The following is a 24,441-nucleotide window of genomic DNA, read 5'->3' on the forward strand; positions in this document are numbered from 1 at the left end:
AAAGGAAGCAGAGATGTCTTTGGAAGCAAGCGAGATCAATGAAGCGTCCCGCAATATCGTCCCGCCGAAGCTCCGCAAGCTTAGCGGCTTGGCCCTGCGGCTCGTCGCGGCTATCGAGCATTGGCTGGAAAAGCGCCGCAGCCGCCGCACTCTTTCGGAACTGAATGACGACCAGCTGCGCGATGTCGGCCTGACGCCCGCCGAGGCGAAGGCTGAGGTATCGAGGTCATGGTTCTGGATAGAGTAGTGGCCCCGGCCGCTTTCGCCTAAACCGCCGATATTGCTCGAAATTGCCGGCGCCTTGTGGCAGAACTGCTGTTTGGAAAATCAAGCGCAGGGAGCAGCATCATGGCCGAAATCGTATCCTTCCGGAAGGACGCAGACAGCGCGGATGAGGGTGGATTGCTGCTCCGCTCGCTGCGGGACGGGGTGCTGCGGCTCGTCCTCAACAACCCGCCGACAAACGTGCTTTCGATCGCGCTTCTCGAAGCGCTGATGAACGCGCTCGAGGCGGCGGCTGCGGATCTGGATGTGCGGGTCGTCGTCATCGCCTCGACCGGCAACGTCTTTTCCGCCGGCCACGATCTCAAGGAACTCACCGCCCATCGCGCCGATGACGATCAGGGAGCCGCCTTCTTCGAACGGTCCTTCCGGCTCTGCGCCGATCTGATGCTGAAGATCACGCATCTGCCGAAGCCCGTCATCGCCGAGGTTGATGGGCTTGCGACGGCCGCAGGCTGTCAACTCGTTGCCTCCTGCGATCTGGCGATCTGCACGGATACGTCGACATTCTGCACCCCGGGGGTCAATATCGGCCTGTTCTGCTCGACCCCAATGGTCGCGGTTTCGCGCGCTGCTCATCGCAAGCAGGCGATGGAGATGCTCTTGACCGGTGAGACGATCGACGCCCCGACCGCCAAGGACTTCGGCCTCGTCAACCGCATCGTACCGAAACAATATTTGGCCCAGGTGGTCGCCAAATATGCCGGCGTCATCGCCGGCAAGTCGCCGCTGATCCTGAAGATCGGTAAGGAAGCCTTTTACCGCCAGCTCGAACTGCCGGTGGAGGCAGCCTATGACTATACCGCCCGTGTGATGGTCGAAAACATGCTGACAAGCGATGCGCAGGAAGGGATCGGCGCCTTTCTCGGCAAGCGTAAGGCGGAATGGAAGGGCGAGTAGTCACGCCAGTTTCAGAACCAGGCCGCCGATCGCGATGACGACGCCTGCGACATAGCGCCAGATGCTGGCCTTTTCCTTGAACACGGTGACGGAGATCACCAGCGCAAACAAGATTGCGGTTTCGCGCAAGGCGGCAACGGTAGCGACCGGGGCCTTCGTCATCGCCCAGAGCGCCAGCCCGTAGGAAGCGATCGAGCCGGCGCCGCCGACGAGGCCGCGCCACCAGTTGCGACGGATATGACGCGTCACGGCGAAAGCGCCGCGCTGGGATGTCGCCCATGAGAACAGCAGGACGGGCGGCAGCAGCGACATCCACAATGTGTAGGAGACGGCATTGCCGGAAAGGCGTGCGCCGATTCCGTCGACATAGGTGTAGCTGGCGATGACGCAGGCATTGGCGAGCGAGAATATCACGGCGTGGCTGTTGCCTCGCCGCGCTTCCAGGGCGAGCGTCAGCACTCCGGCGCAGATCGTCATGATGCCGGCAAGTGCTGCGGGGGAAAGCTTTTCCTGCAGCACGAAGCCGCTTGTGGCGGCAATCAGCAGCGGCGCGCAGCCGCGCATCAGCGGATAGACGAGGCCGATATCGCCGGCCCGGTAGGCGGCGGCGACCAATTGGAAATAGGCGAACTGCAGGATGGCCGAGGCGCCGATGAACGGCCAGGCCGAAGCGTGCGGCAACGGCAGGAATGCAAGGAACGGCAGGGCCGAAACCGCGCCGCCCGCCGAAATCAGCGCCGCATCGAGGGATTTGTCGTTGCCGGCCTTGACGATGGCATTCCATGTCGCGTGCAGCAATGCGCCAAAAAGAACGAGAAGAATGACGTCGAGAGGCAAGGAAGTAAAACCCGAGAGCCGAGGGAAGGAAGCGCCTTTCCATAGGCGGCCTAAATTTCTGAAAAGACAACTGGGATTTGTACGAAAATGGAGGCGGGCCCGTGACGGCGTCGTTCAAATGCCGATCAGCATCCGTCGATGTGTATCCGATGGCAGTCCTTCGGAGCAATTTTTACGTGCGCGCGATATGCGTTCAATCCAGAAGCTGCTTTCAACTATGAGATGTTTCTAATGGACGTAAGAACATAATGCGTCCATGTATGGAACAAAGAAAGAAATTATTTGGAGGGGTTCGACAACCGATTACCCTATGGTGCTGAAATATAGATATTATTCTATAACTTTGATATAGAGGAAAATTGAAGCTGCTGATTGTATAATTTAAAACAAATCGCAGCGCGGGATTGAGCTGCAGCTCTTTCGCAAGCGCGAAGAGCGTATCCCTCTCGCACCGATCGCGGCGGCGGAATTATCAGAGTTGATAATGTGGAATGAACAGCATCCCGTCAAGGTTGTCGATGTTCTGGCAGTTCAAAACAGGGCAGCGTGGATTGTCTTTCGAGGGAATATGCGTCCATTCCGCATAGTCGGTCGCGTCGCAGTAATTGCTGTTGCGGACATAGCGATCGTAGAGCGGCAGGCCGCGAGGAGACTGGTAGCGGAAGATGACGGCGCCCTGATTGTGGATGGCGGCGCGCACGCTGGCGCAGCTCATGGCGAGCGGATTGTAACGCGAGATCGCCAGTGCCGGTGATGCGGCGAGCACGAGCGCGAGGGCAAGAGCGAGTTTTTTCATCGAATCATCCTCCTGGAGCACCCAACTCATATATACGGGAAACATGCGCCTCCGGTTTCATGGAGACGTAAACAAACATTACGCCCTGCCGAGGGCATTTGGGAGTGGAGAAGCCGGTATGAACCACGACATTTACACGGACGATTATCTTGCCGACATCCTGCATTCGGTAAAGACCATCGCGCTGACCGGCGCCTCGCCCAATCCGGCGCGGCCGAGCAACGGCGTTATGGGCTATCTGCTGTCGCGCGGTTATGAGGTTATTCCCGTCAATCCGGGGCAGGCGGGCAAACAGATTCACGGCCGTACGGTCTATGCCCGGCTCGCCGACATTCCCGTCCCGATCGACATGGTCGACGTCTTTCGCGCCGCCGAATATCTGGATGGGGTCGTCGAAGAAGTATTGGCGCTGAAGCCGCTGCCGAAGGTCGTCTGGGCCCAGCTCGGCGTCCGCGACGATGCGGCTGCGGTTAAGGCGGAGGCCGCTGGCATCAAGGTGGTGATGAATCGCTGCCCGGCGATCGAGTATCCTCGGCTCGTTGCCTGACGTGCCGTCCGCGGAGACGGATTTTCCACCCAACGCCCCTGGGTTGAAACGGATCGCGATTAACTTTCATCGGCGACAGGCTATGATCCTGCCCGTCAGCAAAACTGGAGGACGACATGGTCAAGAATGATCCGGGATTTAACACTTTGGCGATTCATGCGGGCGCCCAGCCCGATCCGGCGACCGGCGCGCGGGTGACCCCGATCTACCAGACCACCGCTTTCGTCTTCAATGATTCCGACCACGCCGCCTCTCTCTTCGGCCTGCAGGCTTTCGGCAATATCTACACCCGCATCATGAACCCGACGCAGGCCGTGCTCGAGGAGCGTGTCGCAGCGCTCGAAGGGGGAACCGCCGCCCTTGCCGTCGCCTCCGGCCATGCGGCGCAGATGATCGTCTTCCACACCATCATGCGCCCCGGCGAGAATTTCGTCGCCGCCCGCAGGCTTTACGGCGGCTCGATCAATCAGTTCGGCCATGCCTTCGAGAATTTCGGCTGGCAGGTCCGCTGGGCCGATCCCGATGATCCCGCAAGTTTCGAAAGCCAGATCGACGACAAGACGCGCGCCATCTTCATCGAGAGCCTCGCCAATCCTGGCGGCACCTTCGTCGATATCGCCGCGATCGCCGAGGTCGCGCATCGCCACGGCCTGCCGCTGATCGTCGACAATACGATGGCAACTCCCTATCTCATTCGCCCGATTGAACACGGTGCCGATATCGTCGTTCACTCACTGACCAAATTCCTCGGCGGCCACGGCAATTCCATGGGCGGCCTCATCGTCGACGGCGGCACCTTCGACTGGTCGAAATCCGGCAATTACCCGATGCTGTCGAGCCCGAGACCGGAATATAACGGCATGGTCCTGCACGCGACCTTCGGCAATTTCGCTTTCGCCATCGCCGCCCGCGTGCTCGGTCTTCGCGACCTCGGCCCGGCGATCTCGCCTTTCAACGCCTTCCTGATCCTGACCGGCATCGAAACACTGCCGCTCAGAATGCAGCGCCACAGCGACAATGCGATGGCGGTGGCGAAATGGCTGAAGGCGCACAGCAAGATCGCCTGGGTGAATTATGCCGGCCTCGAAGACGACCCGAACCACGCCCTGCAGCAGCGCTACTCGCCGAAGGGAGCAGGCTCCGTCTTCACCTTCGGCGTTCAGGGCGGCTACGAAGCGGGCAAGACGCTGGTCGAAGGCCTGGAGCTCTTCTCCCATCTCGCCAACATCGGCGACACCCGCTCGCTCGTCATTCATCCGGCCTCGACCACGCACCGGCAGCTGACCGACGAGCAGCAGATCGCCGCCGGCGCCGGCCCCGATGTGGTGCGGCTTTCGATCGGAATCGAGGACGTCAAGGACATCATCGCCGATCTCGAGCAGGCGCTTTCGAAGATCTGACTGGCAATCGGCTCAAACGCGATCTGTCTTCATTCCTAGAGGTCCTGACTTATGCCCGATCGGCCGAGACGAAAACCCAGGCGTGGTTCCTGTCGGATCGCGCGTCGGCAATCATCGAGCGGAGAGGAGGGAGCCGAACCGTGCTTCTGGATTTCGGTGACGTCGCTTTGCATCTCCTTGGCTGCCTGCGACGGGAGTGCTTTGGCTGCTGCGTGCTGATGGCAACAAAAGCTCCCGCCCACTAGGTATGTCGCCGACGAAAATGATTGCCAAGCCCACGTCTGTATAATATACGTATATTATACAGACGTGGGGGCGATCATGGCATCGAATAGGTTGCGAGAACATCGGCTTGCTGCCGAAATGACCCAGACAGAGGTAGCGGAGGCGATTAAAGTCACGCAACCGACATATCAGCGATGGGAAAAGGGGGCACAGGTCCCGCCTGCAAAGATGAAGGCGCTGGCGAAGCTGTTCAATTCGACCGAAGACCGCCTGTTGGGAGTTAACGCTCCGATCGTGGCGGCGTTTTACGACGACAGCGCCCCGACCGAACACCAATATTACGGTGAGGTATCCTTCCACTTTGCTGCTGGCGGAAGGCCACTCGTCCTTTCCATCTCGGAAGAAGCTCGCGTTCAGTTTTCGCGCGCGATGATGGGTTCGAGCTACTTCATCCCCATTCGAAGTCTGACCAATCAGTTGGTAGCCATTCGCAGAGATGCTATCGCCGACATCTATTTCTGTAGCGAGGCGCATGACGACTACGGTCCAGAACACGAGACCTACGAAAACCCTTCAAATCTGCAATATCCCGATAACCGGGACTGGGAAATCATCGAATCCATCGTGCTCGACTTCGGCGAGGCGGACTACGACAAAAAAAGCTTGGAGCGCCTGAAACGAGTCATCTTCGGCCCTCCCAAAGAGGTGATCGAACAGGACCTTGCCTCCGGAAAAGTGACGCAGGAACAGGTGGACGAGGTCAACAAACTTGTGGAGAAGACTCTCGATGAGGCCGAGAGGCTGTCCTTCCGCTGCGTCTACCAGCTGTCCTCCGGAGCAAGGCGAGAGCTTTCGATCGAGAGCGAACGAAAAATGTACGATGCCTTTTCCGATATCTTTGATGGCAAGTATATTCCGGAGTTCGGAGCGCGGTACATCCAGGCCGTCCCGTACCATCACTACCTGTTTCTGAACCCCGCCGCGGTCGATTTCATCTCTGTACCGACGCATCGATACCAGATCGGACTGACTGCTGCGGAAGCGGGCGAAGACGACGATGGCGACTGGGAATAATCTCGTCCGCGGCCCAGCCAAGGCGGCGTGCTAAGTCCGTGGCGGCAGGTTCTTACTTAGGAGAATGAATGATCACTCGACGCTCCGTCTTGATGGTATTTGCGAGCGCTGTATTCTCGGGCAGCCTATACGCACAAGATCAGGTTGCCGACGGCCGGCCTCCTGTGTCGCTTCCCTTCAAGATCACACCGTTGCCGGTTAAATCGAACGCTGATGATCTCGCCTTGATGGCGTCGTACGGCCAGGGCGACGACGAAACGAAATTCGTCATCGAACTGCATAGTGAGTCGCATGGCACGTTCCGCCATGTCACAGGCGGGCCGCGCCCCACTCGATTCCTTTCCGCACTGGGAAAAGCCCTGGAAGCGAGCGATCTTCGCTTTTCAGATGTCAAACAGGATACGCTGGAATTCGATATAGCATTTCTCGGACCAGCGACCGTCCGCTCCTCTGGAGGCGGCTTCGGCGGCGGTCCCGGAGACTGGTACACCACTAAGATTTTCCTCGGACAAGATCAGGCTGAAGTCTACTTCAACTTCAATCTCGTGTCTGGCGAGGCGGAGTTCAGCATCAAGGACGAGAGCTATGGGGACGATGTCGTCTCCGAGCTGTCCAAGGTGATCTGGTAGGGGAGCCGCCACCTTAGCCGGCCACAATCGGAGCCCGTGACTAGGACAACCCAGCGCCAGCCTCGTTCCAGCTGAAACGTTCACCATTGCTTTGTCGCGTGGGAACGTATTTTTTTGGTTGCAAAATCGAACATAGGTATGCTGCGAAAGCCTTGGAGCTGAGCAATGGTACGCTGCGACGATGTTGAACATACGATGCGAACGCGCATAAAAAATACAACGATTTCAATCGTGGTCTATGCAAGGGTTTGCTGCGAAGAACACTGACCGTCCTTCGCAGCAAGCATTTGTAAATTTCGCAGACTACGTTTGCCCGATGCAATTATGGGATCAGCGCCCGGTTCGAGCAGAGTCGGGCGCTGATTTTGTTTGATCGGACTAAAAATCGAAAAAGAGGGGAGTGAGGCGGCGAGCCGTCCAACTCGATCCATAAGAGCGGTCATTCTCAGGCCAACAATAATTCGACCGAGGCGTAGTTCGGCGGATCAAAGGTTATCTCGCCCTATTTTCATAACGGTCGTGACAACGTTCAAAACCCACCTTAATGATCTGTTAAACCTTGAGGGAACGGGGGCTCGCATGCAGGAGCCTGCAGTCAGGAAGCCATTTTACCCGAACTTCAACATGATCAGGCTCGGTGCAGCCTCCATGGTCATATTCTCGCATGCCTTCCTTATCTCGGAAAAGACCACGGCGAACGAGCCTTTCATGCGCTTGCTCGGCGAGGGCAGGAATCTTGGTAGATTCGGGGTCTACGCGTTTTTCATCACCAGCGGCTTCCTCGTCACGCAGAGCGCGCAGTTCGGCAGCGTCGGCGGTTTTCTCTGGCGGCGGGTGCTTAGGATATATCCGGCGCTTGTCGTCTGCACGCTGCTCAGCGTGTATGTTTTAGGCGCCATTTTCAGCCCGTTGGGCATTGGTGGCTACCTGGGCTGGTCGTATCATGTGAGGACGACAGTCTATTCGGTGCTCAATCCGAGTTATGGCATGGTCCTGCCGAAAGTGCAGTTTTATGATCCTGCAATCTCCTGGCTTGCCACCTTTACCAACGGCTCTCTTTGGACGATTCGCCAGGAAATCTTCTGCTACCTCATCCTTGCGGCATTTATGGCCATCGGGCTCCTCCGAGCGCCGTTGATGGCGCTTGTCCTAACCGTGGCCGTCACGTGGGAGCTTTTCTTCGAGCATCCGTGGCCAGACAGAAAGCTGATCACGGATTTCACTTTTATCGCTCCCTTCTTCTTCTGCGGTTCGCTTCTCTGGTTCGTGATCGAAAAGTGGCAGCCAAATATTGTCTTGGCATCGATCTTCGTGGCGCTCGGTGTGCTCTTCGCCGTCTTTTGGCCCGACTATCTTTACGGACCCATGTTGTTCGCCTATCCGCTTGTCTACATCGCGACCTCGCCAATTATACGCCTGCCGACGCTCGACCGCTTGGGCGACCTCTCCTACGGCACCTATCTATATGGCTGGCCAGTGGAGCAGGTGGTGAATTATGCCCTCGGCCAATACAGCACGCCGTGGAGCGTGTTCGCCCTTTCCTTGCCGACAGCGATGTTGTTCGGGTGGCTTTCATGGCATCTCTTGGAAAAGCGTGCGCTCCGCTTGAAGCGAATCTCATTCCTCCGACGACAGCCTATCAATCCGTGACGACGGACCCACGCCCGTAGCTATTTTGATTGAAGCGTCTGGGGAGAGGCCGCCCCTCGGTGCCGTTGCTCAAACCGCTCGCACTTCTGCAAGTCGCTTGATGGCATAGTCGTCTTCCCAGCAGACGGCGGCTTCCCACGCGGCCGATGCTTGCGCGGCGACGTCGTACGCTGTGCCTTCGAGACTGGCGGCATTGTAGGGCAGGGCGAGATCCAGATCTGGGACGTCAACATGCGATTCATCCCAGTCGATCAGTGCGACGCGGTTCGCCGTCATGCGGATATTGCCAGGGTTGGTCGGGTTGCCGTGGACGACGCGCGTCTCGCGACCGATAAGCCGCGCCCACGCCGCTCTGCATCGCGCGACGCCATTCGGCGGCATCGTTGCAAGGTCGATCCTCGTCCCGGTTTCGGTGTGCAGGAGATCAATCGAGGACCGCCAGCCTGGGCGCTGCTTCCAACCCCGCGTCAACCGATGCAACTCGCGGAGTGTCTCGGCGACGCGACGCCAGTCGTCTTCCGTCTCAGGTGGCCCGCCATGCATATATTCCATCACCATAAGGCCATCGGCGAACAGGCTTCCATCGGCCGCCGGGATCGGCACCGGCACGCTCAGACCTTCGCGGTCAAGGTGGCGAAGGAGATCGGCCTCCCAGGCGAGATCGGCGTCGCTCCTGGTGCCCAGCCGACCGACCGCGAGTCGCCCGTTGACGCGCACGCTCCAGACATCATTGGCGACTCCGCCGGAGAGTTTTTCGATGCGAACCGCATCTTTGCCCCACAGCTCCAGCGCTTCCCACCCCATCAAACACTCCTGGAGTCCGTCGGATCTACCATTCCCCCGGGTCGGTTGACCTTCGTTTCGACTGGTCTTAGGTCCGCGATGTCTCCCCGGTATTAGGCGATGTAGATGCTCTTCATCCGTGTTGAAAGGGTGTCTGAAAGGTTTTAATCGTTGTTACGGTAGATCTTTCGTCGAGCTTTTGCGGCCACAGACGAACATTTGCTGCGAAGAACATATTGATATCGGAGAGGTCTGCGATGGCCGTGGGGAACTTCATTACCTTCAGCACCGACGGCATAGAACCGGAGTTCGGCGCCCCCGAGGCGGACCGGATCATTTCCGGCGATCCGCAATTCTGCACATGGAACCTGGAGGAATCCGAAGGCGGCCTCTATTCCGGGATCTGGGAGGCGACGCCGGGCAAGTGGCGGATCGTCTATGAGGAATGGGAATATTTCAGCCTGCTGTCCGGCCATTCGATCGTGACCGAGGATGGCGGCGAGCCGGTTCATCTGAAGGCAGGCGACCGGATGATCTTGAGACCCGGCTTCAAGGGAACCTGGGAAGTCGTTGAAACGACTCGCAAGGATTATGTGATCAAGGTTTAGGAAGCGGCTGCAAACGGCCTCTCCCCATGCAGGCTCTGTCCCGGATTGCGGCGATTATGGGCGGTTTTTCCTGAAATCGCCGCTGCTCTTTTGCGGATAGACGGCATTTTATCGTTCGCTTTAAGTGTGCCTACATCGTCAAATGGTAGACCTTATCTGCAGCGCATTGCGGACATGATGTCTCCTGCCGTCACCATAGACATGGCCTTACAATTCATCTTTCCGGGATTGGCATGTCGTCGAATCTTGCGGGTAGGCACGTTCGCACCCAAACGTTTTCCAATATTGCGACAACTGTTTGCTTCCTTGTCATCGCTCTCGTGCTGACAGGCCTCATGGCCCACGTCGTGACGACGATGACCCGGTCGGCGAATGAGATCGACGATGCCAGGGCCACGCGCGCCGCCCGGGCGGCCGTCGCAGCCTTTGTCGATCGCCTGAGCGCGACAACGACTGATAATGCCGTATGGGATGACGCCTATAAGGCGATCTCAGCTCCTGGTGCGGCAGATTGGGCCTATGAGAACTGGGGTAAAACCAGTGCGGACTACCCCCTCTATGACGGCGCCGTCGTGATCGGCCCCGACCGCTCGTCGATCATCTCCGCATATGCCAAGGGCAAGCCTTTCCAGCCCGGTACCTATTTCGGCGCATCCTTTTATCGGCAGGTCGACAAGGCAGCCGATTCCGGCCAGGCGCCGGTGGTCAATTTCATCAAGACCAAAACGGGTATCGCGCTGATCGCGTCACAGGCAATCCAGCCATTCGAGAAAGAAGGCGAGCTGCCGAAGCTCAGCGTGCTGAGCTTCTACAAGGAATTCAACGCGGAAGTTCTCGCCACGCTTTCGAGCGAACACGAACTCGAAGGGTTGCGCCTTGCCGCCGCGCCCGAGCCGGGTCTGCTGAATACGCCGATCACGGACCTCAAGGGCAGCGTCGTCGGCCATCTTGTTTGGCCGAGCAAGGCGCCGGGTAGCGCCGTGTTTCAGGGGGTCTATCCTTATGTCGCGGCAGCCGTCATCATCCTTGTGCTGTTCCTGGCGGGCGTTTTGCTGGTCGGCGCCTCCGAGGCGCGGCGCCTGAACCAATTGGCGCAGGCGGCGATTTTCGAAGCGAACCATGATAGCCTAAGCGGCCTGTTGAACAGGCATGGGCTTCTCACCCTCCTGGGAGAGTCGGAAGGCTCGGATTTTTCGCCGCCCCGGCTCTATCTGGTCGATCTCGATGGATTCAAGGCTGTCAACGACGCCTGGGGGCATGCGGTTGGAGACGACCTGATCCGGATCGTCTCGAAAGCGTTGAGCGCCTGCCATCCTGAAGTCGTTGCTGTGGCGCGGCTCGGAGGCGACGAGTTCGCGCTGGTTCAGGTTGGAACCGCCGCGCGTAAAGAGATAGAAGAGACCATTCTGGCACTGTTTGCCGAGCCCTTCAAAATAGACGGACGAACGATCGAGGTTGGCGCGAGCATCGGCGCTGCGGCCCGTGAGAGAGACATACTGCCGCTGGAGCTGCTCCGCCGGGCTGACATGGCGCTCTATCGCGCCAAGGAAAACGGCAGGGGCCGGGCGATCGAATACGACCCCGAGCTGGATCGCGAGCGCCTAAGGGTCGCCGAACTGGAAAGCCTGTTGAAGGACGCCATCGGCGATGGAACAATCGAAGCGGTTTTCCAGCCTCTCGTCTCTGCGACGACGGGCGCGGTCACCGGCCTTGAGGCGCTGGCGCGCTGGCGAACTGCGACGGGAAATATCAGCCCGGAGATTTTCATTCCGCTTGCCGAAAGGTGCGGCCTCATCGATGCGCTCGGCGTTCATATGCTGAAAACATCGATCGAGCATGCCAGGAACTGGCCCGGCCTGGCATTGTCCGTGAACGTTTCGCCGGTCCAACTCTGCAATCCGGAATTTGCCGACGAAGTGATCTCGCTTCTCGAGGATCTCGATTTCGATCCGAGACGCCTGACCTTGGAGATTACCGAAGGCGTTCTCATGACAAATCCGGATCAGGCCCGCCGGTCGATCGATCACCTCAAGCAGGTCGGTATTAAATTCGCTCTCGACGACTTTGGGTGCGGCTATGCAAGCATCGGCGCATTGCGGCAGTTCGGCTTCGACCGGATGAAGATCGACCGCTCGCTCGTATCCGCGCTCGACCAGGCCTCCAACGGCGCCGATGTCCTCAAGGCAACCATCTCCCTGGCGACCGCTCTGCAGATTCCCGTCACCGCGGAAGGCATCGAAAATTCGCGCCAGGCAACGATCCTGCGAGAGGCCGGCTGCGACCAGCTGCAAGGCTACCTGATCGGAAAACCGATGTCGGCGCTCGACATCTCCAGCAAGCTTCAGGAACAGGCGGCGTAACGCCGCAGGATTGCGGCCGCACGCTGCGCGAGGCTGCCGGACACGAGAGCATGTCGCCGGAACGCGACGTTTTCATGCACGGCTGCGGCAATCGTGATTACATCACCGGCCGTTACGGCTGATATGCGAGGGGCTTGATCACCACCGCAGATCCAGGCGGTCCAGCCCGTGGAAATGGTAGACGTCCTTGACCACGGGCGTCTTTGCCAGCCTGAGGCCGGGAAGCCGCTCGAACAGGATCGGCAGCACGACGTTGAGTTCCAGCCGCGCCAGCGGCGCGCCGATGCAGAAATGAATGCCGGCACCGAAGGAGAGGTTTGCCGCTTCGCTGCGGTCTGGCCGGAAGGCGAGGGGATCGGTGAATTTCGCCGGATCGAGATTGGCGGCTGCGAGGATGAGGCTGACCTTGTCGCCGCGCTTGAAGGAGACGCCGTCGATTTCCGCAGGCTCGAGCGCCCAGCGCTGGAAGATGTGGACCGGGGCGCAGATGCGCAGCGTTTCCTCGACGGTGCGCTCCGTCGTCGCCTCGTCCCGGAAGAGTATCGCCGGATCTGTGCCGCTGTCGAGGATGGTGCGCACGGAATTGCCGATCTGGTGCACGGTCGCCTCATGCCCCGCGTTGAGCAATACGATCGTCGTCGAGATCAGCTCCTCTTCGGTCAGATACTGGCCTTTGTGCTCGGTATGGATCATGTGGGTCAGCAGGTCGTCGCGCGGTTCGGCGCGCCGTTCGGCGATCACCGTCCTGACATAGTCAGAAAATTCCTTCGCCGCCCGTTCGGCCTCGTCCTCCTGCTCGCGCGTCCGGCCGAACATGTACATGCGGACATAGGCGTGCGACCAGGCGAGCAGCTGCGGCCCCATCTCTTCGGGAATGCCGATCATGCGGGCGATCATCGTCACCGGTATGATGTCGGCAAAGGCCGAGAGCAGCTCGACCTCGCGCCGGTCCGCAAAGCCGTCGATCAGCCGGTTGGCAAGCTCGACAAGCTCCGGCTTCATTTTCTCGACATGGCGGGACACGAAGGCCCGGTTGACCAGCGTGCGCAGCCGCGTGTGCTCCGGCGGTTCGAGTTCGAGCAGGGAATAGCGTTCCGAGAGATCGAAACTGGCAAGATGAGGGCTCGGCTCGGCAAGGCCGATCTCCTCGCGGCTGGCGATATGCAGGATCTGCCGGCCGAAGCGGCGGTCGCGCAACAGACCGTTCACATGGTCGTAGCCAGTGAAGAACCACTGCTTCTGCTCCTTCCAATAAAAGGTCGGGCAATGGGCGTGAAGCGCCGCATAGACGGCGTTCGGATTGCCGTAAAAGGCCGGATTGCGGGCATCCAGCGAGACATGGCGGCTGGCGGGATCGATCGAGAGGAAGGGCGGTATCGTCATGCGCTGAGGCTTAGCGGATTTGCCGGGCCTCGAAAAGATGCTGGCGAGGCAACCGGCTTCAGCGGCTGCGCGCCTCGCAGGGCGCACCAGTCACTTTAAAACCTGTGCCTAACCCCGGGGATCGACTCCGGTTTTCGGGATTATCAGGCTAGCCGGCACGCGACAGCGTGCTCATGCGCCGCAGGGCCTCGACCTGGTCGTCGACCGTCGGCACCAGCTCGCCGGCGGCGCTGCTCGGCGCGGCCGGCACCGGGGCTGCGGCCTCCGCTTCGCCGAACGTGACCGTGCAGTTGCGGCCGGCCGCTTTCGCTGCATAGAGCGCCCGGTCGGAGGCCGAAATCAGCTTGTCGATATTGGCTTCGATCGAGGAGGCGAGCGCGATGCCGATGCTGACGGTGACCGGAACGATCACCTCGCCGGTGCTGACGGGAAGGCGGCAGAATTCGGTGCGGATCGCTTCGGCGATCGCCTCGGCTTCCGTCTGGTCCGTAACCGCTGCGAAGGCTGCGAATTCCTCACCGCCCATGCGGCCGAAGATGTTGTTCGGAATATACTGGCGGGCCATGCGCGCAAAGGCGGTGAGCACGGCGTCGCCCGACTGATGGCCGAAGCGGTCGTTGACGCGCTTGAAATGGTCGAGGTCGAAAAGCAGCACCGCGACCTGGCGCTGCTCGTCATGGGCTCTTTCCTGAATGGCGTCGAAATAGCCGAGCAGGCCGCGGCGGTTGAGCACGCCGGTCAGCGCATCGGTCAGGCTCAGCGCGCGCAGGTGCCGTTCGGAGCGCTCCATGATCAGCCGGCAGGTCAGCGCGAAGGCGATGGTGAGCAGGAAGGCGCTGGCCATCGCCGAGGCGCCGCCGAGATTGGTGGCGTCGATCTCGCTCGGCAGCGTCAGCGCCATCGTCAGCGCCGAGCCGAAGCACAGGCAGCCCTGGATGACGAAGACGCCCATCAGCTTGACGCGGGTGCGCTCGCGGCGCATGTCGCCGGCGGCGACTGCCATGGCAAGCGCCGTGGCGCCCGTCGCCGAAGCGAGGTTGTAGAGGACAACGCGGTTGGAATAGTCGTCGTTGACCCAAGGCAGGAAGATCCCCGCCAGCCAGATTACCGGCGGCAGCAACGCCCACCATTCGATCTTCTTGCGGTCGAGCGCGAGGAAACCCGCCACCCAGGCGCTCTGCCCGAGGAGCGCGATGGCATTGCCCGCCTCTATGGAAAGCACGCTCGGGATTTGACCGCGCAACGCGACCATCGCGAATCCCATTCCCGTCAGAAGGAAGCCGAAGCCCCAATAGAGATAGGCCTCGTTCTTGACGTTGTGGCGCCATGCGACGAACAACACCAAAGCGAGCGTCATGGCCTCCGCACACCAGATGGCGAGACCTGTAGCGATATTGAACACGGCAGCAACCCCTCGTCTGTCGGCCCTTGTCTGTCAGGCTGCACCCTTGCCGATGAAGATCGCTACTTCCTTAATGCCGCTGCACTGCGGCATGGTTTTGCGCCGATATCTGCCGGTAGGCTTTCCGTGGGGTAAACGTGTGTGAGCACTGTCGAATGGAGTAAGCTTTTCTTCATCCTGTCCCGGAGAAAAGCCGGGGGAGACGGCGCCTGGGGCTCGCCGTCATCAGGCGTTTGGGAGAAAGAGGCTGCCAGAGCCGAAGCTTAGCCGCCTTGCCCCGCCTTCTTAACGTTATCCTCATGCGTGTCTTGAAGAGAAGGGCAGGGACACTCTATGTAGGGATAAGACATTTTCTTTGATTCCCGGCGCCGGCCGGCGAGACGTTGACAAAGGACGCACATGAGAAACCCAGTCGATACCGCAATGGCCCTCGTGCCGATGGTCGTTGAACAGACCAACCGCGGTGAACGCTCCTACGACATCTATTCCCGCCTGTTGAAGGAACGCATCATCTTCCTGACGGGCGCCGTCGAGGACCATATGGCGACGCTCGTCTGCGCCCAGCTTCTCTTCCTCGAGGCGGAAAACCCGAAGAAGGAAATCGCGCTCTACATCAATTCGCCCGGCGGCGTCGTCACCGCAGGCATGGCGATCTACGACACGATGCAGTTCATCAAGCCGGCGGTTTCGACGCTCTGCATCGGCCAGGCGGCCTCCATGGGCTCGCTGCTGCTGGCGGCCGGTCATAAGGACATGCGCTTCGCCACGCCGAACTCCCGCATCATGGTGCACCAGCCGTCCGGCGGCTTCCAGGGTCAGGCCTCGGACATCGAGCGCCATGCCCGCGACATCCTCAAGATGAAGCGCCGCCTCAACGAGGTCTATGTCAAGCATACCGGCCGCACCTATGAGGAAGTTGAAAAGACGCTCGATCGTGACCATTTCATGGATGCGGACGAAGCCCAGGGCTGGGGTGTGATCGACAAGGTTCTGACGTCGCGCCTCGAGATGGAAGGCGAGCAGGCCTAGTAATTAATTGGGATGGCGTTTTTGCCGCCACAGTTCTATCTCATTTGTGATCGAACAAGGCTTTCATCAGGCGACGAAGACGCTAATAGTAACTATTAATGCTATGTTGAATTTTTATGACATAGCATTCGGCATTCGAAGGGGAATTGGTTGCCGCCGGGACCCGCACATGATTGACTGGGACCGGTTCGTACCCCCTGAAGCCCTTCTCGGCAAAGGCTCCGGCAACGGAGCGCCGCCAGGAGCTGATAGAGTGGACCGCGATTTCGCCTTGAAATGCGGCGTGCTGGAAGGAAAGTGATATGAGCAAGGTCAGCGGCAGCAACGGCGGCGACAGCAAGAACACCCTGTATTGTTCGTTCTGCGGAAAGAGCCAGCACGAAGTCCGGAAACTGATTGCCGGACCGACCGTCTTCATCTGCGATGAATGCGTCGAATTGTGCATGGACATCATCCGCGAGGAGAACAAGTCCTCGATGGTCAAGTCCCGCGACGGCGTTCCGACGCCCCAGGACATCATCAAGGTCCTCGACGAATACGTCATCGGCCAGCGGCAGGCGAAGAAGATCCTGTCGGTCGCCGTTCACAACCACTACAAGCGCCTGGCGCACGCCTCCAAGAACGGCGAAGTCGAGCTGGCGAAATCGAACATCATGCTCGTCGGCCCGACCGGCTGCGGCAAGACCTATCTTGCCCAGACGCTCGCCCGCATCATCGACGTTCCCTTCACCATGGCCGATGCGACGACGCTGACGGAAGCCGGTTATGTCGGCGAGGATGTGGAAAACATCATCCTGAAGCTTTTGCAGGCAGCCGACTACAATGTCGAGCGTGCGCAGCGCGGCATCGTCTACATCGACGAAGTCGACAAGATTTCGCGCAAGTCCGACAACCCGTCGATCACCCGAGACGTCTCGGGCGAGGGCGTGCAGCAGGCGCTCCTGAAGATCATGGAAGGCACGGTCGCTTCCGTTCCGCCGCAGGGCGGCCGCAAGCATCCGCAGCAGGAATTCCTGCAGGTCGATACGACGAACATCCTGTTCATCTGCGGCGGCGCGTTTGCCGGCCTCGACAAGATCATCTCCGCCCGCGGCGAGAAGACTTCGATCGGCTTCGGCGCCACCGTCAAGGCCCAGGACGACCGCCGCGTCGGCGAAGTGCTGCGCGAACTGGAGCCGGAAGACCTGGTCAAGTTCGGCCTCATCCCCGAATTCATCGGCCGTCTGCCGGTTCTGGCGACGCTCGAAGACCTCGATGAGGATGCGCTGATCCAGATCCTGTCCGAGCCGAAGAATGCGCTGATCAAGCAGTATCAGCGCCTGTTCGAGATGGAAGACGTAGAACTGACCTTCCACGAGGACGCGCTTCGCGAGATCGCCCGTAAGGCGATCGTGCGTAAGACCGGCGCCCGTGGCCTTCGTTCGATCATGGAGAAGATCCTGCTCGATACGATGTTCGAGCTGCCGACGCTGGAAGGCGTGCGCGAGGTCGTCATTTCGGAGGAAGTCGTGCGCGGTTCGGCCCGTCCGCTCTACATCTATGCCGATCGTCAGGAAGAAAAAGCCAACGCATCCGCGTAGTCTTGTGGTTTTCGCACCATTATTTTGAGGGGCTTGCCTTAGGCGGGCCCCTTTCTATTTGAAAAACCATGCGAGGCACTGTTAGTATTTTACCGGTGGGAACCGGAATTGCCTTTGCCGATGTTGCGCAAGGGGCGGTGCTTGGCAAAGATGCAGCGATTCCGTGAGCCATTGCTGGCGTTTGTATTTTAGCCGGGTCGGAAGTGGTAAGCGCCGGTCCAGCCACGCGTTTCATAGTGTTGGCGTTCCGTTGTAATAAAGCTGTCACATCCGGGGAACGCGGGCGTTAGCGTGGCTTGAAAAGCGTAGTCAGAACCTCCACTTGTAGTGCCAAGTGAGAGTGCCGGCCGGTCCCAAGCGGCCGTGCAGAGAGCCCGGCAACGGGACGATGGAAAGGACATAAAATGACGAAGAAAACGTCTGTAGCGAGCAGCACCGCATATCCTGTTCTGCCCTTGCGCGACATCGTGGTTTTCCCGCATATGATCGTGCCGCTGTTCGTCGGACGGGAAAAGTCGATCCGTGCGCTCGAAGAGGTCATGGGATCCGACAAGCAGATCATGCTGGTCACGCAGATCAACGCCAGCGACGACGATCCGGATCCTTCCGCGATCCACAATGTCGGCACCGTGGCGAACGTATTGCAGCTGCTCAAGCTGCCTGACGGCACCGTGAAGGTTCTGGTCGAAGGCCGCGCCCGCGCCGAGATCGACACCTATACCAGCCGCGAGGATTTCTACGAGGCGCTCGGCCATGTGCTCGAGGAGCCGCATGACGATCCGGTCGAACTGGAAGCCCTGTCGCGCTCGGTCGTTTCCGAATTCGAGAGCTATGTGAAGCTCAACAAGAAGATTTCGCCCGAAGTGGTCGGCGCCGCTAGCCAGATCGACGACTATTCCAAGCTCGCCGATACGGTCGCCTCGCATCTGTCGATCAAGATCACCGAAAAGCAGGAGATGCTGGAGACCACCAGCGTCAAGGCCCGCCTCGAAAAGGCTCTTGGCTTCATGGAAGGCGAGATTTCGGTCCTGCAGGTCGAAAAGCGCATCCGCTCGCGCGTCAAGCGCCAGATGGAGAAGACCCAGCGCGAATACTACCTGAATGAGCAGATGAAGGCGATCCAGAAGGAACTCGGCGACGGCGAAGAAGGCCGCGACGAGATGAGCGAACTGGAAGAGCGCATCTCCAAGACCAAGCTGTCCAAGGAGGCCCGTGAAAAGGCTGATGCGGAGCTGAAGAAGCTACGCCAGATGAGCCCGATGTCGGCCGAAGCCACCGTCGTGCGCAACTATCTGGACTGGCTGCTCGGCATCCCGTGGGGCAAGAAGTCGAAGATCAAGGCCGATCTCAACAATGCGGAGAAGATCCTCGAAGCCGATCACTTCGGTCTCGACAAGGTCAAGGAACGCATCGTCGAATATCTCGCCGTGCAGGCCCGCGCTACCAAGATCAAAGGCCCGATCCTGTGCCTCGTCGGCCCTCCCGGCGTCGGCAAGACTTCGCTCGCCCAGTCGATCGCCAAGGCGACCGGCCGTGAGTATGTCCGCATGGCGCTCGGCGGCGTTCGCGATGAAGCCGAAATCCGCGGCCACCGCCGCACCTATATCGGCTCGATGCCCGGCAAGGTCATCCAGTCGATGAAGAAGGCGAAGAAGTCCAACCCGCTCTTCCTGCTCGACGAAATCGACAAGATGGGCATGGATTTCCGCGGCGATCCGTCTTCGGCCCTGCTCGAAGTGCTCGACCCCGCGCAGAACTCGACTTTCATGGACCATTACCTGGAAGTCGAATACGACCTGTCGGACGTGATGTTCATCACGACGGCGAATACGCTGAACATTCCGGCGCCCTTGATGGACCGCATGGAAATCATTCGTATCGCCGGCTACACCGAAGATGAAAAGCGCGAGATCGCCAAGCGGCACCTGCTGCCGAAGGCCATCAAGGAACACGCGTTGCAGCCCGAGGAATTCTCGGTCAGCGACGATGCCCTGATGGCGATCAGCCAGCAGTATACCCGTGAGGCCGGCGTCCGCAGCTTCGAACGCGAATTGATGAAGCTCGCCCGCAAGGCGGTCACCGAGATCATCAAGGGCAAGACGAAGTCCGTTCATGTGACGGCCGCCAACATCGCCGATTACCTGGGCGTCCCGCGCTTCCGCCACGGCGAAGCCGAGGGCGAGGATCAGGTCGGCGTCGTCACCGGTCTTGCCTGGACGGAAGTCGGCGGCGAGCTGCTGACCATCGAAGGCGTGATGATGCCGGGCAAGGGCCGCATGACGGTCACCGGCAATCTGAAGGACGTGATGAAGGAATCGATCTCGGCAGCGGCCTCCTATGTCCGCTCGCGCGCCGTCGATTTCGGCATCGAGCCGCCGATGTTCGAAAAGAACGACATCCACGTGCACGTGCCGGAAGGCGCGACGCCGAAGGATGGCCCCTCGGCCGGTGTCGCCATGGCAACCGCCATCGTCTCGATCATGACCGGCATCCCGGTGAACAAGCATGTGGCCATGACCGGTGAAATCACCCTTCGCGGCCGTGTGCTGCCGATCGGCGGTCTCAAGGAAAAGCTGCTCGCAGCGCTTCGCGGCGGCATCAAGAAGGTGCTGATTCCGGAGGAGAACGCCAAGGACCTGGCGGAGATCCCGGACAACGTGAAGAACAGCATGGAGATCATCCCGGTCTCCCGGATGGGCGAGGTGATCAAGCACGCGCTGATCCGCCGGCCGGAGCCGATCGAGTGGGATGGCACGGTGGAAACGCCCGTCATCACCTCGGTCGAAGGTCTCGACGACACGGGCGCGGCCATAGCGCATTGAGTGGCATTTGCCACATTTGTGCCCAATTCGCGCAAAAGACGAGAAAAGGCTGGCGGAAACGCCAGCCTTTTTTGTGAAAACGTCATGGAGACGCTTGCTTTTCCTTGATTTGCAGGGCTTTTGGGTTTCCGGCGGGCCTGATGAAACCTATTCTGCGCCTAGCTTACATTTGAGTCGTTTCATACCATTTAGAAAGGGGTGGAAACATGAACAAGAATGAACTCGTGTCCGCAGTGGCCGAAAAGGCAGGACTGACGAAGTCTGACGCGGCTTCCGCTGTTGACGCGGTTTTCGACGTTGTCCAGGCCGAACTCAAGAACAAGGGCGATATCCGCCTCGCTGGTTTCGGCAGCTTCACCGTTTCTCATCGCGCTGCAACGAAGGGCCGCAATCCGTCGACCGGCGCTGAAGTCGACATTCCGGCCCGCAACGTGCCGAAGTTCACGCCCGGCAAGGGCCTGAAGGACGCCGTCAACGGCTGATTTGATCGTCCGCCGGCCGTAAACGAGAACGGCTGAGCAGGATTTCGAGGGGTTCGGCATTGCCGGACCCCTTTTGTTTTGCCGCTTGCCGCATGCAGCACTTTGTTCTACCAACAATGCTGTTCTCAGGGCGGGGTGAAAGTCCCCACCGGCGGTAAGGGCTGCGGCCTGAGCCCGCGAGCGCCTTCCGAAGCCTTGGCCGGGGAGGGGTCAGCAGATCCGGTGCGATTCCGGAGCCGACGGTCACAGTCCGGATGAAAGAGAATGAGAATGGCCGCGTGCGGGCAGGGGACTGCCGGCCTGCGTGCCATCGCCTCATGCGTCCTGATTTATGTTTGGTTCCTATTTTGGATGGAAGACATGAATCAGAATTCCCTTGCAATCCCGCGTTCCCGCGCCTTTGCCGGCGCAGCTTTCATGGTGCTTGGAGGCGTGGCCTTCTCGCTCCTCAATGTTGTCACTCAATGGCTGACGATGAAGCTCGCCTTTCCGCCAGCCTCCGCAGCCTTCTGGCAATATGCTTTCGCCTTCCTTTTCTCCTTGCCCTTCCTGCGCAAGGTCGGTCTCTCGGCCATGCGAACAGACTATCCATGGCGGCATGTCGTACGCGTTATCTTTGCCGCGCTCGGCGTCGAGGCCTGGATTTTGGGTCTCGCCTCGGTGCCGATCTGGCAGGCGATCGCACTCGTCATGACCTCGCCTTTCTTCATCATCCTCGGCGCGCGCCTCTTCCTCGGCGAACGCGTCGGCACGGCCCGCTGGGCGGCGACGGGTGTGGGCTTTGCCGGCGCGATGATCATCCTCCAGCCATGGTCGGACAGCTTTACCTGGGCCGCACTGCTTCCGGTTCTCTCCGCACTGCTCTGGGGCGCATCGTCTCTCATCACCAAGAGTCTGACCGGCATCGAAAAGCCCGAGACGATCACCGTCTGGCTGCTGGTGCTGCTGACACCGATCAACGGCGGCCTGGCGCTTGCCGCGGACCTCACGGTGCCGACGGGCACGACACTTGCGCTCTTCCTCCTGGCGGGCCTCCTGACGGTCGTGGCGCAATATCTGCTGACCCTTGCCTATGCCAGCGCCGACGCCGCCTATGTGCAGCCATTCGACGATCTGAAGCTGCCGCTGAACGTGCTCGCCGGCTGGCTGTTCTTCGGCTATGCGCCGGCCGGCTATCTGTGGCTGGGCGCTGCGCTCATCCTTTGCGCATCGCTCTTCATCATGCGAAGCGAGATGCGGCGGGAAAGGCAAGCGTCCTGACGCAAAGCCCCTGAAATGACGCGGACTGTCATGTCTCTGTCATGGCAGTCCAGCAAAACCCCTCTGTTCGATCTTTCGACATTGGGGGATTTCCATGACAAATTCATCGCGCAAAGCAGCGTTCGCTGCCATGCTTTTCGCATCCGCTGCCTTCCCGGCGGCGGCCGAGCCGGTTTTCAACCGCATCGCCTCCTTCCCGGTCGCCCAGAACCTTCCTGGTGACAAGGACGAGCTTTCGCCGACCTCCGCCGAAATCATCACCGCGACCGACGACGGCAACACGCTGATCTATAGCGACAGCCCGCTTGGCGCGATCGGCTTCATCGACATCACCGACGCCAAGGCTCCGAAGGCCGGGGGCGCGCTGATGATGGACGGCGAGCCGACATCGGTCACCTCCAGCGCCGGCAAGGCGCTCGTTGCCGTCAACACCTCCGACAGCAAGGCCAAGCCTTCGGGCCGTCTGGCGATCGTCGACGTCGCGACGAAGAAGATCGAGAGCACCTGCGATCTCGGTGGCCAGCCGGATTCGATCGCCCTCAACAAGGACAAGACCTTTGGTGCCATCGCGATCGAGAACGAACGCGACGAAGACGTCAATGACGGCAAGATCCCGCAGATGCCGGCCGGCGACCTCGCCGTCTTCCAGGTCAAGAACGGCACCGTCGATTGCGGCACCATCAAGCACGTGACGCTGACCGGGCTTGCGGGCGTTGCCCCGGAAGATCCGGAGCCCGAATTCGTCTCCTTCAATGGCCTGAACGAGATTGCCCTGACGCTGCAGGAAAACAACGAGATCGTCATCATCGACGCCAACACGGCGCAGGTGAAGACGCACTTTACCGCCGGCAGCGTCGATCTCTCCGGCATCGACACCAAGCGCGACGGCGCCCTGAAATTCACGGGCGAATCGAAGGGCGTGCTGCGTGAGCCGGACGCCGTGAAGTGGCTGGACGACAGCCGCCTCGTCGTGGCCAATGAAGGCGATTACCAGGGTGGGTCGCGCGGCTTCACCATCTTCGACAAGACAGGCAAGGTTCTTTACGAATCGGGCGCTTCCTTCGAACGCGCCGTCGCCCATATCGGCCACTATCCGGAAAGCCGTTCGGGATCGAAGGGCGTCGAGCCGGAAGGCCTGGAAGCCGCTAGGTTCGGCGATGACAACTATTTCTTCCTGCTTGCCGAGCGCGCCTCGATCGTCGGCGTCTACAAGGATACCGGCGCCGATCCCGAGCTCATCCAGCTGCTGCCGTCCGGGATTTCGCCCGAAGGCGCGGTGGCCATTCCCCAGCGCAACCTTTTTGCCACTGCCAATGAAGTCGACCTCGGCAAGGACGGCGGCGCGCGCTCGCATGTGATGATCTATGAGCGTTCGGAAGGCGAGAAGGCCTATCCGCAGATCGTCTCGGCCGAGAAGGACGGCAATCCGATCGGCTTCGCTGCCCTTTCGGGCCTTGCCGCCGTTCCGGGCAAGCCGGGCATGCTTTATGCCGTCAGCGACAGCGTTCTCGGCTCGCAGCCGACGATCTACACGATTGACGCGACCAAGAAGCCGGCTGTCATCACTGACGCGCTGGTCGTCAAGCGTGATGGCGCTCCGGCCCAGAAGCTCGACATCGAAGGCATCGCGGCGGCCCCCGACGGCTCCTTCTGGCTCGCCTCGGAAGGCTACAGCGAGCGCCTCGTCCCGCACGCCCTTTACAACGTCAATGCCAAGGGTGACATCAAGGCCGAGATTGCCTTGCCGAAAGAGCTTGCCGCCAACGAAATCCGGTTCGGTTTCGAAGGCGTGACCATTATCGGTACCGGCGACGACACCACGCTCTGGATGGCCGTTCAGCGCGAGTGGGGCGACGACGAGAAGGGCTTCGTCAAGCTCGTCTCCTACAATCCGAAGAAGAAGGAATGGGGCGCCGTGCGCTATCCGCTCGACAAGACGGAAAGCGGCTGGGTCGGCCTCTCCGAGATTTCCGCCCATGGCGATAGCGTCTACATCATCGAGCGCGACAACCTCGTCGGCGACGCGGCCAAGCTGAAGAAGCTCTACAAGGTCGCGATTTCGGAGCTGAAGCCCGCCAAGCTCGGCGGCGAACTGCCGGTCGTCAAGAAGACCGAAGCCCACGACTTCCTCGGCGAACTCAAGACCGCGACCAACGGCTATGTCCTCGACAAGCTCGAAGGCTTCACCTTCGACGCATCGGGCAAACCCTACGCGGTCACCGACAATGACGGCGTCAGCGACTCCTCCGGCGAGACGCTGTTCTTCCCTGTTGATTTGACCGCGACGAACTGAAAGCTGCCCCTCACCCTAGCCCTCTCCCCGTAAAAACGGGGAGAGGGGACGTGCCCTGTGAGACATGAGCGGGAATGGAGAGGTCGCGGCTTGGTCCCT

The 24,441-nt window shown here is 60.1% G+C and carries 20 protein-coding genes and 1 riboswitch; of the genes, 15 read left to right on the plus strand and 5 right to left on the minus strand.

Going from position 1 to position 24,441, the window contains the following annotated elements; all coding sequences use genetic code 11:
* The first annotated feature begins 13 nt into the window (after nt 1-13).
* Nucleotides 14-247: a DUF1127 domain-containing protein gene (locus tag ATY76_RS24080; protein ID WP_088677212.1), complete on the plus strand. Its 234-nt coding sequence runs from the start codon at nt 14-16 to the stop codon at nt 245-247.
* A gap of 101 nt (nt 248-348) precedes the next feature.
* Nucleotides 349-1,182: an enoyl-CoA hydratase gene (locus ATY76_RS24085; RefSeq protein ID WP_088677213.1), complete on the plus strand. Its 834-nt coding sequence runs from the start codon at nt 349-351 to the stop codon at nt 1,180-1,182.
* Here the strand turns inward: ATY76_RS24085 and ATY76_RS24090 are convergent, their stop codons facing one another.
* A complete protein-coding gene (locus tag ATY76_RS24090; protein WP_088677214.1) occupies nt 1,183-2,019 on the minus strand; it encodes an EamA family transporter in 837 nt (278 codons plus the stop codon).
* Between the two features lie 472 nt (nt 2,020-2,491).
* Nucleotides 2,492-2,815: a hypothetical protein gene (locus ATY76_RS24095; protein ID WP_088677368.1), complete on the minus strand. Its 324-nt coding sequence runs from the start codon at nt 2,813-2,815 to the stop codon at nt 2,492-2,494.
* A 118-nt stretch (nt 2,816-2,933) separates the two neighbouring features.
* Between ATY76_RS24095 and ATY76_RS24100 the strand changes: the two genes are divergently transcribed.
* The 5 genes from ATY76_RS24100 (at nt 2,934) to ATY76_RS24120 (ending at nt 8,340) form a co-directional block, all read left to right on the plus strand.
* A complete protein-coding gene (locus ATY76_RS24100) occupies nt 2,934-3,362 on the plus strand; it encodes a CoA-binding protein (protein ID WP_088677215.1) in 429 nt (142 codons plus the stop codon).
* Between the two features lie 116 nt (nt 3,363-3,478).
* Nucleotides 3,479-4,762, plus strand: coding sequence for an O-acetylhomoserine aminocarboxypropyltransferase (locus ATY76_RS24105; protein ID WP_088677216.1), 1,284 nt, complete (start codon nt 3,479-3,481; stop codon nt 4,760-4,762).
* Nucleotides 4,763-5,083: 321 nt separating this feature from the next.
* Nucleotides 5,084-6,061, plus strand: coding sequence for a helix-turn-helix transcriptional regulator (locus ATY76_RS24110; protein WP_088677217.1), 978 nt, complete (start codon nt 5,084-5,086; stop codon nt 6,059-6,061).
* Nucleotides 6,062-6,129: 68 nt separating this feature from the next.
* Nucleotides 6,130-6,690, plus strand: a complete 561-nt coding sequence (locus ATY76_RS24115; RefSeq protein WP_088677218.1) for a hypothetical protein — start codon at nt 6,130-6,132, stop codon at nt 6,688-6,690.
* 579 nt (nt 6,691-7,269) lie between these two features.
* The gene (locus ATY76_RS24120) at nt 7,270-8,340 is read left to right on the plus strand and encodes an acyltransferase (protein WP_088677219.1); all 1,071 of its coding nucleotides are present in this window, start codon (nt 7,270-7,272) and stop codon (nt 8,338-8,340) included.
* A gap of 69 nt (nt 8,341-8,409) precedes the next feature.
* Here ATY76_RS24120 and ATY76_RS24125 read toward each other — a convergent pair whose 3' ends face one another.
* The gene (locus ATY76_RS24125) at nt 8,410-9,144 is read right to left on the minus strand and encodes a phosphotransferase (RefSeq protein WP_088677220.1); all 735 of its coding nucleotides are present in this window, start codon (nt 9,142-9,144) and stop codon (nt 8,410-8,412) included.
* A gap of 236 nt (nt 9,145-9,380) precedes the next feature.
* Between ATY76_RS24125 and ATY76_RS24130 the strand changes: the two genes are divergently transcribed.
* Both ATY76_RS24130 and ATY76_RS24135 read left to right on the plus strand, forming a co-directional pair.
* Nucleotides 9,381-9,731: a cupin domain-containing protein gene (locus tag ATY76_RS24130; RefSeq protein WP_190233725.1), complete on the plus strand. Its 351-nt coding sequence runs from the start codon at nt 9,381-9,383 to the stop codon at nt 9,729-9,731.
* 233 nt (nt 9,732-9,964) lie between these two features.
* Nucleotides 9,965-12,091, plus strand: coding sequence for a bifunctional diguanylate cyclase/phosphodiesterase (locus ATY76_RS24135; RefSeq protein ID WP_088677221.1), 2,127 nt, complete (start codon nt 9,965-9,967; stop codon nt 12,089-12,091).
* 138 nt (nt 12,092-12,229) lie between these two features.
* Here the strand turns inward: ATY76_RS24135 and ATY76_RS24140 are convergent, their stop codons facing one another.
* Both ATY76_RS24140 and ATY76_RS24145 read right to left on the minus strand, forming a co-directional pair.
* A complete protein-coding gene (locus ATY76_RS24140; protein ID WP_088677222.1) occupies nt 12,230-13,474 on the minus strand; it encodes a cytochrome P450 in 1,245 nt (414 codons plus the stop codon).
* A 148-nt stretch (nt 13,475-13,622) separates the two neighbouring features.
* Nucleotides 13,623-14,876, minus strand: a complete 1,254-nt coding sequence (locus ATY76_RS24145; protein WP_088677223.1) for a GGDEF domain-containing protein — start codon at nt 14,874-14,876, stop codon at nt 13,623-13,625.
* Nucleotides 14,877-15,275: 399 nt separating this feature from the next.
* On the opposite strand from ATY76_RS24145, the gene clpP reads away from it, so the two are divergent.
* The 6 genes from clpP to ATY76_RS24175 all read left to right on the plus strand — a co-directional run bounded on the left by clpP (nt 15,276) and on the right by ATY76_RS24175 (nt 24,342).
* On the plus strand, nt 15,276-15,905 hold the full coding sequence (clpP, locus tag ATY76_RS24150; RefSeq protein WP_003573944.1) for an ATP-dependent Clp endopeptidase proteolytic subunit ClpP: 630 nt from the start codon (nt 15,276-15,278) through the stop codon (nt 15,903-15,905).
* A gap of 302 nt (nt 15,906-16,207) precedes the next feature.
* On the plus strand, nt 16,208-17,485 hold the full coding sequence (gene clpX / locus ATY76_RS24155; protein WP_004680013.1) for an ATP-dependent Clp protease ATP-binding subunit ClpX: 1,278 nt from the start codon (nt 16,208-16,210) through the stop codon (nt 17,483-17,485).
* A 404-nt stretch (nt 17,486-17,889) separates the two neighbouring features.
* Nucleotides 17,890-20,307, plus strand: a complete 2,418-nt coding sequence (lon, locus tag ATY76_RS24160; protein ID WP_088677224.1) for an endopeptidase La — start codon at nt 17,890-17,892, stop codon at nt 20,305-20,307.
* Nucleotides 20,308-20,513: 206 nt separating this feature from the next.
* The gene (gene hupB / locus ATY76_RS24165; protein ID WP_003558438.1) at nt 20,514-20,789 is read left to right on the plus strand and encodes a DNA-binding protein HupB; all 276 of its coding nucleotides are present in this window, start codon (nt 20,514-20,516) and stop codon (nt 20,787-20,789) included.
* A gap of 117 nt (nt 20,790-20,906) precedes the next feature.
* Nucleotides 20,907-21,059, plus strand: a riboswitch (FMN riboswitch).
* Between the two features lie 81 nt (nt 21,060-21,140).
* A complete protein-coding gene (locus ATY76_RS24170; RefSeq protein ID WP_190233726.1) occupies nt 21,141-22,049 on the plus strand; it encodes a DMT family transporter in 909 nt (302 codons plus the stop codon).
* Nucleotides 22,050-22,143: 94 nt separating this feature from the next.
* Complete coding sequence (locus ATY76_RS24175; protein ID WP_088677226.1) at nt 22,144-24,342, plus strand: esterase-like activity of phytase family protein; 2,199 nt, start codon at nt 22,144-22,146, stop codon at nt 24,340-24,342.
* The last annotated feature ends 99 nt before the right edge of the window (nt 24,343-24,441 follow it).

The sequence above is a fragment of the Rhizobium sp. R339 genome (assembly GCF_002211395.1).
Classification (GTDB): domain Bacteria; phylum Pseudomonadota; class Alphaproteobacteria; order Rhizobiales; family Rhizobiaceae; genus Rhizobium.